15 protein-coding genes are annotated in these 15,273 nt (G+C 60.9%); 6 read left to right on the plus strand and 9 right to left on the minus strand.

What is annotated here, in order from left to right:
* Positions 1-18: 18 nt before the first annotated feature.
* A complete protein-coding gene (locus Q1A52_RS03120) occupies positions 19-630 on the plus strand; it encodes a DUF6434 domain-containing protein (RefSeq protein ID WP_300010715.1) in 612 nt (203 codons plus the stop codon).
* On the opposite strand, the gene Q1A52_RS03125 is transcribed toward Q1A52_RS03120, so the two are convergent.
* From Q1A52_RS03125 to Q1A52_RS03135, 3 genes are all read right to left on the minus strand, one after another.
* Positions 631-2,199 (minus strand): alkaline phosphatase D family protein, encoded by a 1,569-nt coding sequence (locus Q1A52_RS03125; RefSeq protein WP_300010718.1) that lies wholly within the window; start codon positions 2,197-2,199, stop codon positions 631-633.
* Positions 2,200-2,337: 138 nt separating this feature from the next.
* Positions 2,338-2,625: a DUF3892 domain-containing protein gene (locus Q1A52_RS03130; RefSeq protein ID WP_300010721.1), complete on the minus strand. Its 288-nt coding sequence runs from the start codon at positions 2,623-2,625 to the stop codon at positions 2,338-2,340.
* A gap of 297 nt (positions 2,626-2,922) precedes the next feature.
* Positions 2,923-3,792 (minus strand): branched-chain amino acid aminotransferase, encoded by an 870-nt coding sequence (locus Q1A52_RS03135; RefSeq protein ID WP_300010724.1) that lies wholly within the window; start codon positions 3,790-3,792, stop codon positions 2,923-2,925.
* A 170-nt stretch (positions 3,793-3,962) separates the two neighbouring features.
* Here Q1A52_RS03135 and Q1A52_RS03140 point away from each other — a divergent pair, with 170 nt between their 5' ends.
* The 5 genes from Q1A52_RS03140 to dxs all read left to right on the plus strand — a co-directional run bounded on the left by Q1A52_RS03140 (position 3,963) and on the right by dxs (position 8,375).
* Positions 3,963-4,475 (plus strand): MarR family transcriptional regulator, encoded by a 513-nt coding sequence (locus Q1A52_RS03140; RefSeq protein ID WP_300010727.1) that lies wholly within the window; start codon positions 3,963-3,965, stop codon positions 4,473-4,475.
* Entirely contained in the window at positions 4,472-5,173 is a 702-nt protein-coding gene (locus Q1A52_RS03145; protein ID WP_195821283.1) for a response regulator, read from the plus strand. The genes Q1A52_RS03140 and Q1A52_RS03145 overlap by 4 nt, the downstream gene beginning before the upstream one ends.
* A 145-nt stretch (positions 5,174-5,318) precedes the next feature.
* Complete coding sequence (locus Q1A52_RS03150) at positions 5,319-5,561, plus strand: exodeoxyribonuclease VII small subunit (protein WP_195821282.1); 243 nt, start codon at positions 5,319-5,321, stop codon at positions 5,559-5,561.
* 2 nt (positions 5,562-5,563) lie between these two features.
* The gene (locus tag Q1A52_RS03155) at positions 5,564-6,433 is read left to right on the plus strand and encodes a polyprenyl synthetase family protein (RefSeq protein WP_300010730.1); all 870 of its coding nucleotides are present in this window, start codon (positions 5,564-5,566) and stop codon (positions 6,431-6,433) included.
* A gap of 10 nt (positions 6,434-6,443) precedes the next feature.
* The gene (gene dxs / locus Q1A52_RS03160) at positions 6,444-8,375 is read left to right on the plus strand and encodes a 1-deoxy-D-xylulose-5-phosphate synthase (RefSeq protein ID WP_300010733.1); all 1,932 of its coding nucleotides are present in this window, start codon (positions 6,444-6,446) and stop codon (positions 8,373-8,375) included.
* A gap of 3 nt (positions 8,376-8,378) precedes the next feature.
* Here the strand turns inward: dxs and Q1A52_RS03165 are convergent, their stop codons facing one another.
* The 6 genes from Q1A52_RS03165 to Q1A52_RS03190 all read right to left on the minus strand — a co-directional run bounded on the left by Q1A52_RS03165 (position 8,379) and on the right by Q1A52_RS03190 (position 15,237).
* Entirely contained in the window at positions 8,379-8,996 is a 618-nt protein-coding gene (locus Q1A52_RS03165; protein WP_300010736.1) for an exopolysaccharide biosynthesis protein, read from the minus strand.
* Positions 8,959-9,837 carry an SDR family oxidoreductase gene (locus tag Q1A52_RS03170; protein ID WP_300010739.1) on the minus strand — a complete coding sequence of 293 codons (879 nt, stop codon included), beginning with the start codon at positions 9,835-9,837 and terminating at the stop codon, positions 8,959-8,961. The genes Q1A52_RS03165 and Q1A52_RS03170 overlap by 38 nt, the downstream gene beginning before the upstream one ends.
* Positions 9,838-9,878: 41 nt before the next feature.
* Complete coding sequence (locus tag Q1A52_RS03175) at positions 9,879-11,132, minus strand: glycosyltransferase family 4 protein (RefSeq protein ID WP_300010742.1); 1,254 nt, start codon at positions 11,130-11,132, stop codon at positions 9,879-9,881.
* 69 nt (positions 11,133-11,201) lie between these two features.
* Positions 11,202-11,981, minus strand: a complete 780-nt coding sequence (locus Q1A52_RS03180; RefSeq protein ID WP_300010745.1) for a carnitinyl-CoA dehydratase — start codon at positions 11,979-11,981, stop codon at positions 11,202-11,204.
* Positions 11,941-14,016 (minus strand): acetate--CoA ligase family protein, encoded by a 2,076-nt coding sequence (locus Q1A52_RS03185; protein ID WP_300010748.1) that lies wholly within the window; start codon positions 14,014-14,016, stop codon positions 11,941-11,943. The genes Q1A52_RS03180 and Q1A52_RS03185 overlap by 41 nt, the downstream gene beginning before the upstream one ends.
* A 57-nt stretch (positions 14,017-14,073) precedes the next feature.
* Positions 14,074-15,237 (minus strand): acyl-CoA dehydrogenase family protein, encoded by a 1,164-nt coding sequence (locus Q1A52_RS03190; protein ID WP_300010751.1) that lies wholly within the window; start codon positions 15,235-15,237, stop codon positions 14,074-14,076.
* Between the last annotated feature and the right edge of the window lie 36 nt (positions 15,238-15,273).

A 15,273-nucleotide genomic window follows, 5' to 3' on the forward strand; every position in this document is an offset into this window, starting at 1 on the left:
TCACAGAGAGGACCCGTGATGTCAAAAACACGCGAAAATCGGCCCGAAATCACAACCGTCACCAACGGTACAGAACTGCGACGCTGGTATTGGACCAAGTCCGAACTGGTGGCGCAGGCCAAGGCGCTCGGGCTTCGGGCCACCGGCGGCAAGTTCACCATCCTCGACCGGCTCGCGCACTACCTCGACACCGGCGAGAAAACCTGGCCAGGAGAGGTTCGCAGCAAGCCTCGCTCGAAATTCGATTGGCACAGCGCGGAATTGACACCAGAGACGGTCATCACCGACAGCTATCGTAACAGCCAGAACGTCCGGCGCTTTTTCAGGGCGCACACCGGGGACGGTTTCAAGTTCAACATCGCCTTCATGACATGGATGAAAGACAACACCGGCAAAACGCTGGCGGATGCCGTAGAAGAATACCTTAGCCAGAAGGCAGAAACGGCACAGCCCGGCTTTCAGAGCGAAATTGCCCATCACAATCAATTCAACCGGTACACGCGTGATTTCCTGGCCGACAATCCAGACAAAACAATGAGGGACGTGCGGAAATTCTGGGCCCTGAAACGCGACATGCCGTCCGAGGATGGACGGCATGTCTATCACAAGTCCGATCTGGACCTCGACTGATTAAAGACTGGTGCCCTTCGGGTCCAGCGTCACTGTGTAAAGCTCTGTATCCGCGCGGTCCATCAGCCGGACCTTCATCTGTTGCGTCTGCGCATCGATATCGACAAGACCGAAGAACTGCAGGCCCGCGCTTGGCGGCAGGTTGATCCCCTGCTCTTCCGTCGGCGCTTTGACGTATTTGACCTCGGCCCCGAAGGTAATGTCCATCGCATTCGGGCCGAAGGTCCCTGCGTGCAGTGGGCCGGAAACGAACTCCCAGAACGGCTCAAAGTCCTGGAACTGCGCCTTGTCGGGGTTGTAGTAATGCGCCGCCGTGTAATGCACATCCGCCGTGAACCAGACGGTGTTGTCGATCCTGGCCGTCTTGATGAACCGCAAGAGCTCCGCCACTTCGACTTCGCGACCCATCGCAGGGCCGTTCACCCCATCCGCGATCCCTTCGGAGCCTGCCTGTTCGCGGAAATTGTCCCAGACAATCAGGCCGATCGGTTGGTCGGATGCGATCACTTTCCACGTGGCCTTGGAGGCGGCCAGCTCGCGCTTGAGCCAGGCCATCTGCTCGGCCCCCAGCACCCGCTGGTCATCGGTCAGCTCCGTGGTCATCTCCGCCGTATTCGGCCCGCGATAGCTGCGCAGATCGAGGAAGAAGACATCCAGCATCGGGCCATAGTTGATCTTGCGGTAGACGCGGTTCGGCTCTTCGGGCGTGATCCGCAGTGGCGTCATCTCGTGGAAGGCACGGGTGGCGCGGGCCTGCAGGACATGCACCGACTTCTCCGAATAGCGATCATCGCCCAACAGGTCCTTGCTGTCGGACCAGTTGTTCACGACCTCATGGTCGTCCCACTGCATGAAGGTCGGCACGGCGGCATTCATCGCGCGCACATGCTCGTCCAGCATGTTGTACTTCCACTGGCCGCGGAATTCATCCAGCGTCTCGGCCACCTTGCGCTTTTCGTCCGGCAGTACGACGTTTTTCCAGATCACCGCGCCGTCTTTCTCGACCTCGTCTTTCATCGGGCCATCGGCATAGACCGTGTCGCCGGAATGGATGAAGAAATCCGGCTGGTGCTGCGCCATGGTCGTGTAGGTCGCCATGCCCGCGTCATCGATCCCCCAGCCCTGACCGGCAGTATCACCGGACCAGGCGAAACGGATGTCACGCCGTGCTGTCGGCGCGGTCCGAAAGCGCCCGATCAAGGGTTCGGAAACAGCATTGATGTCGCTCAGATCGGCGGCGACGAAGCGGTAAAAGATATCCTGATCGGAGGGCATCCCGCTGACCAGCCGCTTGATCGCCATGTCGCTGGACGGGATGGCATCCATCGACGCAAGACGCCGCACGTTGGCAAAGCTCTCGGTGGTGGAGACTTCCATGGTCACGCGCGCCGGGCGATCCGTCCGGGTCCAGATCATACCCGAAGACGTGTCAACATCCCCTGACTGCACGCCGTGGGTGAAAACGGGCCGGGAGGCCGCGCGGCTGAGGCTCGGCAGTGCGAGGCCGGCGGCGAAAGCGGTGGAGCCTGCCAGAACGGCGCGGCGGGTCGGGCGGATAAGTCGTGTCACAAGAATCCTCCATGTGGCGATTGGCTACCGCGCTATGGAACAGGTCTTGTGTAACAAATGCCCGACACCCGCGTAACGGGAAAGGCAAAAGATTGTGACGGGAAGGCCGAAACGAGCTGCTCGCCTCGGCCTTTTCAATTATGCGTAAACGCAACTTTGGAGGCTAAGTAAATTGTTTGGCTCGTAGTCGTCAGCTTCGGTCTTGATGTAGTCATTTCCAAAGCGACTCTTTGCTACACGGACATTCACCCGTCGGCTGCCAGATGAAACGTAAAAGCTCCACTTACCGCCTTTGATACCAGCTATCGCTTGCTTCTGTGTTATCTTCCAACGTGTGCCATCTGCGTTTCGACCACCGATAGTTTGAATTGCTTCCGTTGGATCGTAGCGATCATCTTTTTCGATACAGTCTATTTGGTGAGCCATTGCGGCATCTCCTTTTGAGTGGGTTAAAATGCGACCCGTCAAAAGTTGCTTAGGCTGAGCCGGGTCAACCTAAGCGATAAAGCGCCGAATATGCGTGAGTCAACCCATATGCGGTGCTCAAACACAAAATGTGGGGGTGAGTTTCCCCACCCCCAGCTAAGTCTATACGACTCAGCCTAAGCACCTACCTTGAATCACCGCAGATTCACTGAGTCAATACAGTCGCTTAAACGAGGACTCCGAACTATGCTTACCAATTGATTCCCAACATAAAATTTATGTGGAAAACTCTGTGGATCAGCTGCGCACCAGCGTCTCGTAGCCTTGCGCGATATCGCGAGTGATGCTGCCAACCTCGAAATTATAGTCGCCGATCTGACCCACCGGCGTGACTTCGGCGGCGGTGCCAGTCAGCCAGCACTGCTCGAACCCTTCCAGCTCTTCGGGCACGATGTGACGCTCGTGCACCTTGATCTGGCGGTCTTTCAGCATGCCGATCACGGTCTGACGCGTGATCCCGTTGAGAAAGCAGTCAGGGTCCGGCGTGTGCACCTCACCGTCTTTGACAAAGAAGATGTTGGCACCCGTCGCTTCGGCCACATAGCCGCGGTAGTCGAACATCATCGCATCCGAACAACCTTTGGCCTCTGCCGCGTGTTTCGACATGGTGCAGATCATGTAAAGCCCCGCCGCCTTGGCGTGGCTCGGGATGGTCTCGGGGCTTGGTCGTTTCCACTTGGAGATGTCGAGCTTGGCGCCCTTCATCTTTGCATCCCCGTAGTACGCCCCCCATTCCCAGGCCGCGATGGCCAGTTGCACCGGGTTGCGTGCGGAGGCGACCCCCATGTCCTCGCCCGCACCACGCCAGGCGATGGCCCGCACATAGGCGTCCTGCAGCCCGCTGGCGGCCAGAACCTCGACCTTGGCGGCCTCAATCTCATCCACCGTGTAGGGGATTTCGAAATCGATCATCTGCGCAGAGCGAACCAGGCGTTCGGAATGCGCGCGGCTTTTGAAAATCTTGCCGTTATACGCGCGTTCGCCCTCAAATACCGAAGACGCATAGTGCATGGCATGGGTCAGAATATGGACGTTGGCCTCGCGCCATTCGACCATTTGGCCGTTCATCCAGATCTTGCCGTCGCGATCGTTGTAAGCGCCTGCCATTGTCTTTCCTTCCAAGGTTGGCAACAAAATTTCCGAATATTGCGCAAATTACGCCCGAACCGGACATAAAGTTGCGCAAAAGATGCGATTCGATAGCCCTTAACCCTTGGAATGTCAACAACACTGACATATGCTGTAACACAATGGCAGGGTGATTATTGGGGCATGTAATGGCAGACGGGCGCGCTTCTTCAGCCCAAAGCGGTGAAAACCTTTTGTTTTTGACCGATGAGCAGTTGCGGCAGGGCATCGAGGCGATGTTCTTTGCCTATCGCGGGTTCACGGCCGACCCTGATCGTATCCTCTCGGACATGGCTTACGGGCGCGCCCACCACCGCGCCGTGCACTTCATCAATCGCGCGCCGGGCACCACGGTCAACAACCTGCTCAACATTCTCGGGGTCACGAAACAATCGCTCAACCGTGTCTTGCGCACGCTGATCGAGGATGGTCTGGTTGAGAGCAAGGTCGGGAAGGCGGACAAGCGGGAACGCCATCTGTTCCTGACAGAGGAGGGCCACGCGCTGGAACAGAAACTGTCGGACGCACAGCGGGTACGGATGCGGATGGCCTACCGGGAAGCCGGGCCGGACGCCGTCGCCGGGTTCCGCAGGGTGCTTGAGGCGATGATGGACCGGGAAATGCGCAACGCCTATGGAAGACTTAAGGATAGTGGCACATGAGCGATATGGACGCGCACCTGCTGATCGTCGACGATGACGAGCGGATCAGGACACTTTTGCAGAAATTCCTGATGCGTAATGGGTTTCTGGTGACTGCCGCACGGGACGCGGCGCATGCGCGGCGCATTCTGTCTGGGTTGGATTTCGATCTGATCGTACTCGATGTCATGATGCCGGGTGAGGATGGTCTGGAGCTGACAAGATCACTGCGGGAAACCCGCGCCGTGCCGATCCTGTTGCTGACCGCAAAGGGCGAAACCGGCAACCGGATCGAAGGGCTGGAAGCAGGCGCGGATGACTATCTACCAAAGCCGTTCGAACCAAAGGAGCTGCTCTTGCGCATCAACGCCATTCTGCGCCGTATGCCTGAAGCGCCCGCCGATCAGACCGCGCCCAAGGTGCTGACGCTCGGTGGCATTCGATATGACATGGAACGCGGCGAGATGTGGCAGGGTGAAGACCTTGTGCGGCTGACAGCCACCGAAATGCAGCTGATGAAAATTTTCTCGGCCAGTTGCAATGAGCCGATCAGCCGCGCCAAGCTGGTCGAAGAGCTGGGGCGGGATCGCGGGCAGGCGCAGGAACGCGCCGTCGATGTGCAGATCACCCGTTTGCGCCGCAAAATCGAAGAAGACCCAAAGCAGCCGCGGTACCTGCAAACCGTCCGTGGTGCGGGGTATATGCTGGCGCCGGAATAGCAGACCGGGTGTTGGGGGCTGTCTGCCCCCTGCCCTGACGGGCCTCCCCCGAGGATATTTCTGGCCAGAAGAAACAGGGCGCGGGCTGGCACAGCGCAGAAATACCCGCTAGAAAACCGCCAGCGCAAAGACAGGATTTCCGACCATGACCGATATCCCAGTGGATCAAATGAGCTTTGAACAGGCTATGGCTGAGCTTGAGAAGGTTTTGGGCCAGTTGGAGCGTGGCGACGTGGCGCTGGATGAGAGTATTGCTCTTTACGAGCGTGGTGCGGCCTTGAAAGCGCGCTGCGAGGCCAAGCTAAAAGAAGCCGAAGAGAAAGTTGCCGCCATTACATTGGACGGCGACGGCACACCGACGGGAACGACACCGGTCGAAGGGCTCTGACCATGTTCGAGACCCGTCTGAGCGCGGATGCTCAGGCCATTCAACAGCATTTCGACCTGATCCTGGGGCGTCTGGACGATTTGCCCGTGGTGCAGGCCATGGCGCATGCGACCCAGGGCGGCAAGCGTTTGCGGGGGTTTCTGGTGTTGGAAAGCGCGCGGCTTCATGACATCGACACCCGGGCGGCGATCTGGCCTGCCACGGCCATTGAGGCGCTGCATGCCTATTCGCTGGTGCATGACGATCTGCCGTGCATGGACGATGATGACATGCGGCGCGGTCGCCCGACGGTGCATCGCAAATGGGACGAGGCAACCGCTGTGCTGGCGGGCGACGCCCTGCAGACGCTGGCCTTCGAGCTGGTGACGGGGACCGAGGCAGGCCTGGAGGCACAAGTGCGCGCCACACTCGCATTGCGTCTGGCCCGCGCCAGCGGGGCGCAGGGGATGGTTCTGGGACAGGCGCTCGATATTGCGGCGGAAACGGCTCAGCATCCCTTGACGCTGGACGACATCACAGCACTTCAGCGCGGCAAGACAGGCGCCCTGATCGAATGGGCTGCCACCACCGGGGCGGTGATGGCCGAAGCAGATACCACTGCCCTGCAAGATTATGCGCGCGCGCTTGGCCTTGCCTTCCAGATTGCCGATGATGTTCTGGATGTGACCGGCGACAGTGCGACGGTCGGCAAGGCGGTTGGCAAAGATGCCGACGCAGGCAAGGCAACTTTCGTGTCGCTTCTGGGGCTGGAGGCGGCACGGCGACGCGCCGATGATCTTGTGGAACAAGCCTGCGACAGCCTGGGGGGTTACGGCGCGCGCGCAGACATCTTAAAAGAGGCGGCGCGTTTTGTTGTGACGCGCGCGCATTGAGAGGGGCATCATGACCTCAGACAAACCCGAAACACCGCTGCTGGACAGGATCCGGCGCCCTGCGGACATGAAAGACCTGTCTGATCGGGAGCTGACCCAGCTGGCGCATGAGCTGCGGGCCGAAACCGTCTCTGCCGTTTCGGTGACGGGCGGACATCTGGGGGCGGGTCTGGGTGTCGTCGAATTGACGGTGGCGCTGCACGCGGTCTTTGACACGCCGCGCGACAAGCTGATCTGGGACGTGGGCCATCAGTGCTACCCGCATAAAATCCTGACCGAACGCCGGGACCGCATCCGCACGTTGCGCATGAAAGACGGGCTCAGCGGTTTTACCAAGCGCAAGGAATCACCTTACGATCCCTTTGGCGCGGCCCATAGTTCGACCTCGATCTCTGCCGCTTTGGGTTTTGCCGTGGCGCGGGATCTGGGCGGTGTGGTGCCCGAAGGGCTGGGCGATGCGATTGCGGTGATCGGCGATGGCTCGATGAGCGCGGGCATGGCCTATGAGGCGATGAACAACGCGGGCCATCTGGGCAAACGCCTGATTGTGATCCTCAACGACAATGAAATGTCCATCGCCCCGCCGACCGGTGCGATGTCGAGCTATCTCAGCCGTCTCTACGCGGAAGAACCGTTTCAGGACTTCAAGGCCGCCGCAAAAGGGGCCGTGAGCCTGCTGCCCGAACCCTTCCGCGAAGGGGCCAAACGCGCGAAGGACATGCTCAAGGGCATGGCGGTTGGCGGAACGCTTTTTGAAGAGCTTGGGTTTTCATATCTCGGGCCGATCGACGGGCACGACATGGACCAGCTTCTGCCCGTCCTGCGCACCGTGAAAGCGCGCGCCACCGGGCCGATCCTGATCCATGTGCTGACCAAGAAGGGCAAAGGCTACGCCCCAGCCGAGACAGCGCGCGACAAGGGCCATGCCACCGCGAAGTTTGATGTGCTGACGGGTGAGCAGAAAAAAGCACCCTCAAATGCGCCCAGCTACACCCGCGTCTTTGCCGACAGCCTGCTGCAGGAAGCCGCAGAGGACGATAAGATTTGCGCCGTCACGGCGGCGATGCCGGATGGCACTGGCCTCGACCTCTTTGCCGAACGCTATCCAAGCCGGTGCTTTGACGTGGGCATCGCGGAGCAACACGGGGTGACTTTCTCTGCTGCCTTGGCCGCGGGCGGGATGAAACCCTTTTGCGCGATGTATTCCACCTTCCTGCAGCGCGGGTATGATCAGGTGGTGCATGACGTGGCGATCCAGCGACTGCCGGTGCGTTTTGCCATCGACCGGGCCGGGTTGGTCGGTGCCGATGGGGCAACGCATGCCGGCTCTTTCGACATCGCCTATCTTGCCAATCTGCCGGGCTTTGTGGTGATGGCTGCGGCGGATGAGGCGGAGTTGAAACACATGGTCGCCACGGCGGCGGCGCATGATGACGGCCCCATCGCCTTTCGCTTTCCGCGTGGTGAAGGCAATGGCGTCGAGATGCCGGAACGCGGCGAGGTGCTCGAGATCGGCAAGGGCCGGATCATTTCCGAAGGCGCGCGCGTCGCCCTTTTGTCATTCGGGACGCGGCTGGCCGAAGTGGAAAAAGCAGCCGAGGCGCTCACCGGGCGTGGCATCCGCCCAACGGTTGCAGACGCACGTTTTGCCAAGCCGCTGGATCGTGATCTGATCCTGCAACTGGCCGCCGATCACGAGGCGCTGATCACCATCGAGGAAGGTGCCGTGGGCGGTTTCGGCAGCCATGTCGCGCAGCTTCTGGCCGACGAAGGGGTCTTTGATACCGGGCTGAAATACCGCTCCATGGTGCTGCCCGATATCTTCATCGATCAGGCCAGCCCGGCGGATATGTATGCCGTGGCGGGCATGAATGCAGCCGAAATCGAAGGCAAAGTGTTGAACGTGCTTGGTGTTGCGCAGATCGGCGAAGCCCGCGCCTGAGTGTCAGGTCACCGCCACCTGCAGCAGCAGCATTGCACCCAGTGGCACCGCGATCATGCCGATGTAGCCCGCGATGACGAAGTAACCGTCCCGCGCAAAGAGACCAAAGGCGAAGAGCCCAATGGTCGCCGCGGCCAGCGATGTAACGCCCGGCACCAGTTCCAGCGCGGGCCAGCCCAGCGGGATCACCGCGCATTGCAGCAGAATGATCATGCGCATCGGCCCGCGCGTCAGGTATTGCAGGCGCGGGGAGGAGTTCCGATCAATCCACGCGGCCGGGCGACGCAGCCATGCCACCACCCGTGTCAGGGTCGAGGCCCCGATGCGCATCCGCATGATTCGTTGGGGCAGCCAGAGCCTGCGCCCCATGAGGCCCTGCACGGCCAGCATCACGATGATGACTGCAGAGATTGTCGGAATGCCCGGCACGCCCGACATCGGGGACACGAGGAAAAGCGCGACCACCAGAATGACGGGTGTGATGGTCCTGTCCCCGATCTCGGACAGGATATCGCGCATTTCGACTTTTTCATCCGTTGCCGCGCGATCCACCGCGTCGAGCAACGTGCTCAGCGGCCAGTCTCTATAGTCCTGAAACGTCCTGATCTCGGTTTTCCTCACGCAACAACGCCTCCAGCCCGGTCCGGTAGTCGGGATAAAGCAGCTGGACACCCAACTCTTCTTTGATGCGATCGTTCCGAACTTTTTTACTCTCTGCGTAAAAGCTGCGCGCCATGGGGGTCATCTCTGCCGTCTCGAAATCAACTGCAGGGGGCAGCGGGACCTCCAGTAATTCGGCGGCATAGGCGATGACATCCTGCGGCGGCGCCGGATCGTCGTCGCAAAGATTATAGATCGCGCCGGGGTTCGGCTGCGCCAGCGATGCCTCCAGCACCTGCGCGATGTCCTGCACGTGAATGCGCGAGAACACCTGACCCTGTTTGATGATACGCCGGGCCGTACCCGCGCGCACCTTGGCAAAGGGGCCGCGCCCGGGACCATAAATACCGGCAAGCCGGAAGATATGCAGGTTCAGGTCCGGTATCGCCTGCCATTCGGCTTCGGCGGCAACCCTTGCCCGGCCCCGTTTCGTGGAGGGTGTCAGATCGGCGCTTTCGTCCACCCAGCCGCCCGCATGATCGCCATAGACGCCGGTGGTGGACAGGTACCCGACCCAATCGAGCCGCGGCGCGGCCACGGTGATCTCCGCCCGCATCTCCGCCAGAACCGGATCGCCCTCCGGCCCCGGCCCGGCAGAAACAAGCACCGCATCGGCATCGGCCAGCGCATCTGTCACATCCGTGCCCGGCCAGATCAGCGGCTCCACACCGGTGGCTGCAATCTCTCCGGCCTTCTCAGCGCTGCGCGTGGTGCCGATCACCCGCCAGCCCTTTTGGATCAATCGGGGGGCAAGGGCTCTGGCACTGAACCCGTGCCCGAATGACAGAAGTGTTTTGCTCATAGGCTCAAAGTGGACCGCCACCACGCCGGGTGCAAGATGCGCTAGACCGGCATCGTGATCTCCTTGGCCTTCGGGAGCAGACCGTTGATACGTACCAGATGCTCCGGCAGGCAGCGGGTCAGAAAATCGTGGTGCTGCACGATATGCGCGCGCGCCGCCAGCCCAAGATGGGCAAAGGCACCGGGGTCCGACACCACATCGATGACCTGCTGCGCCAGCGCGTTCGGATCGTGGAAATCGACCAGCAGCCCGGTTTCCCCGTGCGTAATCACTTCACGCACCGGCAAGACGTCCGAGGCCACGATGGTCGCCCGCATTGCCATCGCTTCCATCAGCGACCATGACAGCACGAAAGGCATGGTCAGATAGATGTGACAGCGGCTGAGCTGCACCAGATTCTGGAACTCCGGATAGGGGATCTGCCCCAGAAAATGCACGCGGTTCCAGTCGATGTCCTGCCCCACTTCCTCTTCCATTTCACGACGCAGGCCGCCGGGGCGCTCGGATTTGCCGCCGTAAGAGACATCATTACCGCCGATGATCAGCACACGCGCCTTCGGGCGTTCCCTCAGAATACGGGGCAAGGCGCGCATCAACACGTGGAATCCGCGCGTCTTCTCCAGATTGCGCGCCACGTAGGTGATCACCTCGTCCTCCCGCGTCAGCGGATGATCCAACCGGCCCAGAGAAAGAGATGCATCGGCATCGGGCACCAGCGTATCAGTCCGGATGCCGTCGTGGCAGACATACATTCGGTCATGGAAACTACTCGGGAAACGGTCGCGCTGCCACAGGGTCGGGCATTGCCCCAGATCGACGGTCTCGATGTTCGCAAGAGGTATCGCGTTTCGCGCCTGCATCAGGAAGGGGGCGTGATCCGACACCGTCTCTGCCGGGTCAAACCCTACCAAGCCGCCATGCAGATTATAGTAGTATTCGAAATACCCGATGATCGGCACATCTGGCCAGACCTGTTTGAAGAACGTCAGCTCGCCCCAGCCGACGTGCCCCACCACGATATCCGGCTTGAAGCCGTGGTCGCGCTCCAGTTTGCGAGCCGCCATCGCCGCGCCAAAGCCGGAACCGGCGGCCTCTTCCCATACCTTTGACAGCCCGTAGGCGTCCTTGCCCGGCACGTGATGTGGTTTGTAGATAATGGTGCGCACCCCATCGAACTTCGGCGGGTTACGGCGCTGGGTCAGAAACGCGATCTCATGTTGACCGGTCGCCAACAGCCACTGCACGATCTCGCGATACTGGCCGGGTATGTTCTGGTGCACAAAAAGCAGTTTCATCTATACTCACACTATTCTTTCAAACCGTGACCTCCCATAGCGGCAGACGGGTGGCTTCGGCAAATCCATTCAGCGACCTTTCCAGATCGGATCACGTTTTTCAGCAAAGGCGCGCGCGCCTTCCAACTGGTCCTCGGATGCGTATAGCCGGTCCACCGTCTCCAGCTGCCGCTGGGTAATCCGGTTCATCGCATCCTGGAACTTGGCGTCTTCCGCGTCCCGCACGATCTCCTTGATGGCCGCGTAAACAAGCGGCGGGCCGGAGGCGATCAGCTCCGCCAGCGCCCAGGCCCGCTGCATCAGTTCTATGGCCGGCACAACCTCATTGACCAACCCCCAGCAATGCGCCTCCTGCGCGTCAAACCATCTGCCGGTCAACAGCAGCTCCATCGCGATGTGATAGGGGATGCGTTTAGGGAGCTTGACGGACGCCGCATCCGCCACGGTGCCCGACCGGATTTCCGGCAGGGCAAAGGTCGCATGATCCGCAGCCAGGATCATGTCAGCGCTCAGGGCCAGCTCCAACCCACCCCCGCAGGCGATCCCGTTCACGGCGGCAATCACCGGTTTGTTCAACCCGCGCAATTCCTGCAGCCCGCCAAACCCGCCAACGCCGTAATCCCCATCCACCGCGTCGCCCTCGGCTGCGGCCTTGAGATCCCATCCGGGGCAAAAGAATTTCTCACCCGCACCGGTGAGGATGGCGACACGCAGGTCCGGGTCATCGCGAAACTCGGCAAAGACCTCTCCCATGATACGCGAGGTTTTCAGATCGATGGCATTTGCCTTGGGCCGGTCCAGCGTGACCTCAAGAATGGCCCCCTTGCGAGCAGTTTTGATCGGGTCCATGCCTGTCTCCTTCTGAAATCGCCAACGTACCCAGCACCATCAGTGCGTCCACGGCAACCGCCGATGTAGATGTACAGATCAGCGGGTTGATCTCAACTTCCGCGATCTCGCCCTGATGCGCAATCACACATCTCTGCAGCGCCATAACGGTCTCGACAATCGCGCTCAAATCAACGGGCGGCTTGCCGCGAAACCCGGTCAACAGCGGGTAGGTTTTGAGGTGGCAAAGGGCCTGCCGGACGTCCATCTCGGTCACCGGCAGCAACAACGACACGCTGTCCTGCCACAATTCCGTCAGGACACCGCCGGTTCCGAGGGTCAGGACGTAGCCGTGTACGGCATCCACCGTGACGCCGATCAGCAGTTCGGCGATACCGCCCTGCACCATCTCTTCGATCAGCAAACTGCCCTTGGGCAGCGTCCGCGCCGCATCGGGCAAATCACCGTGAGACAGGCCAAGACGCACCGCGCCAACTTCCGATTTATGCGCAATCCCCTGTGCCTTGAGCGCCAAGGGCGCACGCAGCGCCGTGGCATCAACCTGCAAAACGTCCTCGCAGACCAGATGGGCAGGCACGGCCACACCAAAGCGTTGCAACAGGTCTTTCGCCTCTGCTTCCTTCAGCACCCGGGGTGTAGCGGGCGGTGACGCAACCAAGGGCGGCGCGACACAAGGCGCGGACAGATGCGCCGCCGCCTCCACTGCCACCATCGCCTCGCGCAGGCCAAAAAGCGGGGTGACCCCGGCCTGCATCAACGTCGCGGCAACCTCAGCGGGCATCAGTTCCGGCAGGGTCGAGACCACGGCCACGGGCCGTCCGCTGGCCCGGTGGGTCGCAATCGCAGCCTTAGTCGCGCAGTGCCAATCTGCTGCATCGGTATGCGGGTAGTCGACGAGGATCAGAACCAACCCGATGTGTGCCGCTGCCATCGGCGTCCAGGCTGCTGCCATCTTCTCGGCATCCCCCCAGATATAAGTGTGATAATCCAACGGATTGGACAGGGCGACCATCGGGCCCAATACCTCCTGCAAAGCCTTCTTTTGCCGAGGTTCCAGCGCCGGGAAAGACAGCCGCATGCCCGTCGCGGCGTCTGCGGCGAGGCTGGCCTCTCCTCCCGAGCAGCTGATGCTCGACAACGCCGAGGTTTCCAGCGGACCCGCGACATGCAGCAGCTTCAAGCTCTCCAGAAGGCCTGGCAAATCATGGACGCGTGCGACACCCAAACGCGCCAGAAGTGCAGCAGCCCCGGCATCACTGCCCGCAAGGGAGGCGGTATGTGACAGGGTCGCGCGTTGCGCTTCCTCCGATGTGCCCGCCTTCAAAGCCACCAGCGGCACCCCCTTGCCATGTGCTTTCATGGCCAGCGCGTGCCAGGCCGCAGTGTCCCCGAACCCTTCAATATGCAGACCAATTGCTGTGATCCGTGGATCATCCAACAGTGCAGAAGCCAGATCCGCCTGCGAGGTCTGGGCCATGTTCCCACAGGTCCCGACAAAGGCAATTGGCAGCCCGCGTTGCTGCATCGTCAGGTTGATCGCGATGTTGGAACTCTGCGTCAGGATCGCGACACCCCGCTCCACCGACACACAGCCATGCTGATCCGGCCAGAGCAATGCGCCGTCCAGCGCGTTAATGAACCCATAGCAATTGGGTCCAAGAATAGGCATGTCGCCCGCCGCACCAACCAGCGCCGATTGCAAATCATGGGCGCTGCCATCTTCTCCGGTCGCTTCGGAGAAGCCGGAAGCGAAACAGACCGCGCCCCCCGCACCCATCTGCGCCAAAGCCGACACGACCTGCACGGTCAGGTGCCTGTTCACACCAATGAAAACCGCGTCCGGCACATCGGGCAGATCAGCAACCGATGCCACGGCGGCAACCCCCTCCACTGACGCCGGGTCGGGATGTACCCGCCAGATGCCTCCGGAAAACCCCATGCCATGGAGCTGGCGCAGCACCTGACGACACCAAGGGCCTCCGCCAACCACCGCCACCGACCGGGGCCGCAACATCCGACCAAGGTCGCGGTTCATCTGAAGCCTCCGCACGCTTCTTCTCGCCGCAAATATCCCCGCCGGAGGCACAAACCTCTATGCCCCCAGCGCCCGCAGCAGATCGCGGCTTATGATGTGGCGCTGGATCTCGCTGGTCCCATCCCAGATGCGTTCCACCCGCGCATCCCGCCAGAAACGTTCCAGCGGATAATCGTCCATCAAACCCATTCCGCCATGAATCTGAATGGCCGCATCCGTGACCCGTGCCAGCATCTCGCTGGCATAAAGCTTCGCACTCGCGATCTCTCGGTTCGCGGGCAATCCCTTGTCCAGCCGGTCAGCACTGGCGAGAGTCAGCAAATCTGCCGCGTCGATTTCAGTAATCATATCAGCAAGTTGAAAACTGACTCCCTGGAACTTGCCAATCTTCTGGCCGAACTGTTCGCGCTCGGCAGCGTAGTTCAGAGCATAGTCGAACACCCGCCGCGCGCGCCCCACGTTCATGGTGGCGACGGTGATCCGCGTCGCGTAGAGCCAGGTGTTCATCACCTCGAACCCGCCATCAACCTCCCCCAGAATCTGGACATCCGGCAGACGGCAGTCATCGAACTCAAGGATCATGTTCTTGTAGCCGCGGTGGCTCACGGACTTGTACCCGTCGCGGATGGTGAAACCGGGTGTGCCGCGATCCACCAGAAACGCCGTAATCCGCTTCTTGGGACCCTTTGGCGTCTGATCCTCGCCCGTCGCGATGAAGACGATGACGAAATCCGCGTGCTCCGCGCCGGAGATGAAATGCTTGGTGCCATTCACCACCCAGTCGCGGCCGTCCCGCGCGGCGGCACATTTCATGCCCCGCACGTCCGACCCGGCGCCCGGTTCCGTCATGGCCAGCGCGTCCATCTTCTCGCCCCGCACCGCGGGCATCAGGTAACGCTCCACCTGCGCGCCTTCACAGGCCATCAGGATGTTCTGCGGTCGTCCGAAGAAATGATTGAGCGCCATGGAGCCGCGTCCCAATTCCCGCTCGACAAGTGCAAACTCAAGATGGTTCAGCCCTGCGCAACCTACGCTTTCGGGAAAGTTGCAGGCGTAAAAGCCCAGCTCAATCGTCTTGCGCTTGATCTCCTGCGCAATCTCAGCAGGCACCTCGCCGGTGCGTTCGACCAGTTCTTCATGGGGGTAGATTTCGTTTTCAACAAAGCTGCGGACGGTTTCCGCAATCATCTGATGTTCGTCAGTCAGGCCAAATGTCGTCATCTGTCAGGTCTCTTGCGTACGGTGGAAGGAAGGCGG

This window comes from uncultured Roseobacter sp. (assembly GCF_947488185.1).
Classification (GTDB): domain Bacteria; phylum Pseudomonadota; class Alphaproteobacteria; order Rhodobacterales; family Rhodobacteraceae; genus Roseobacter.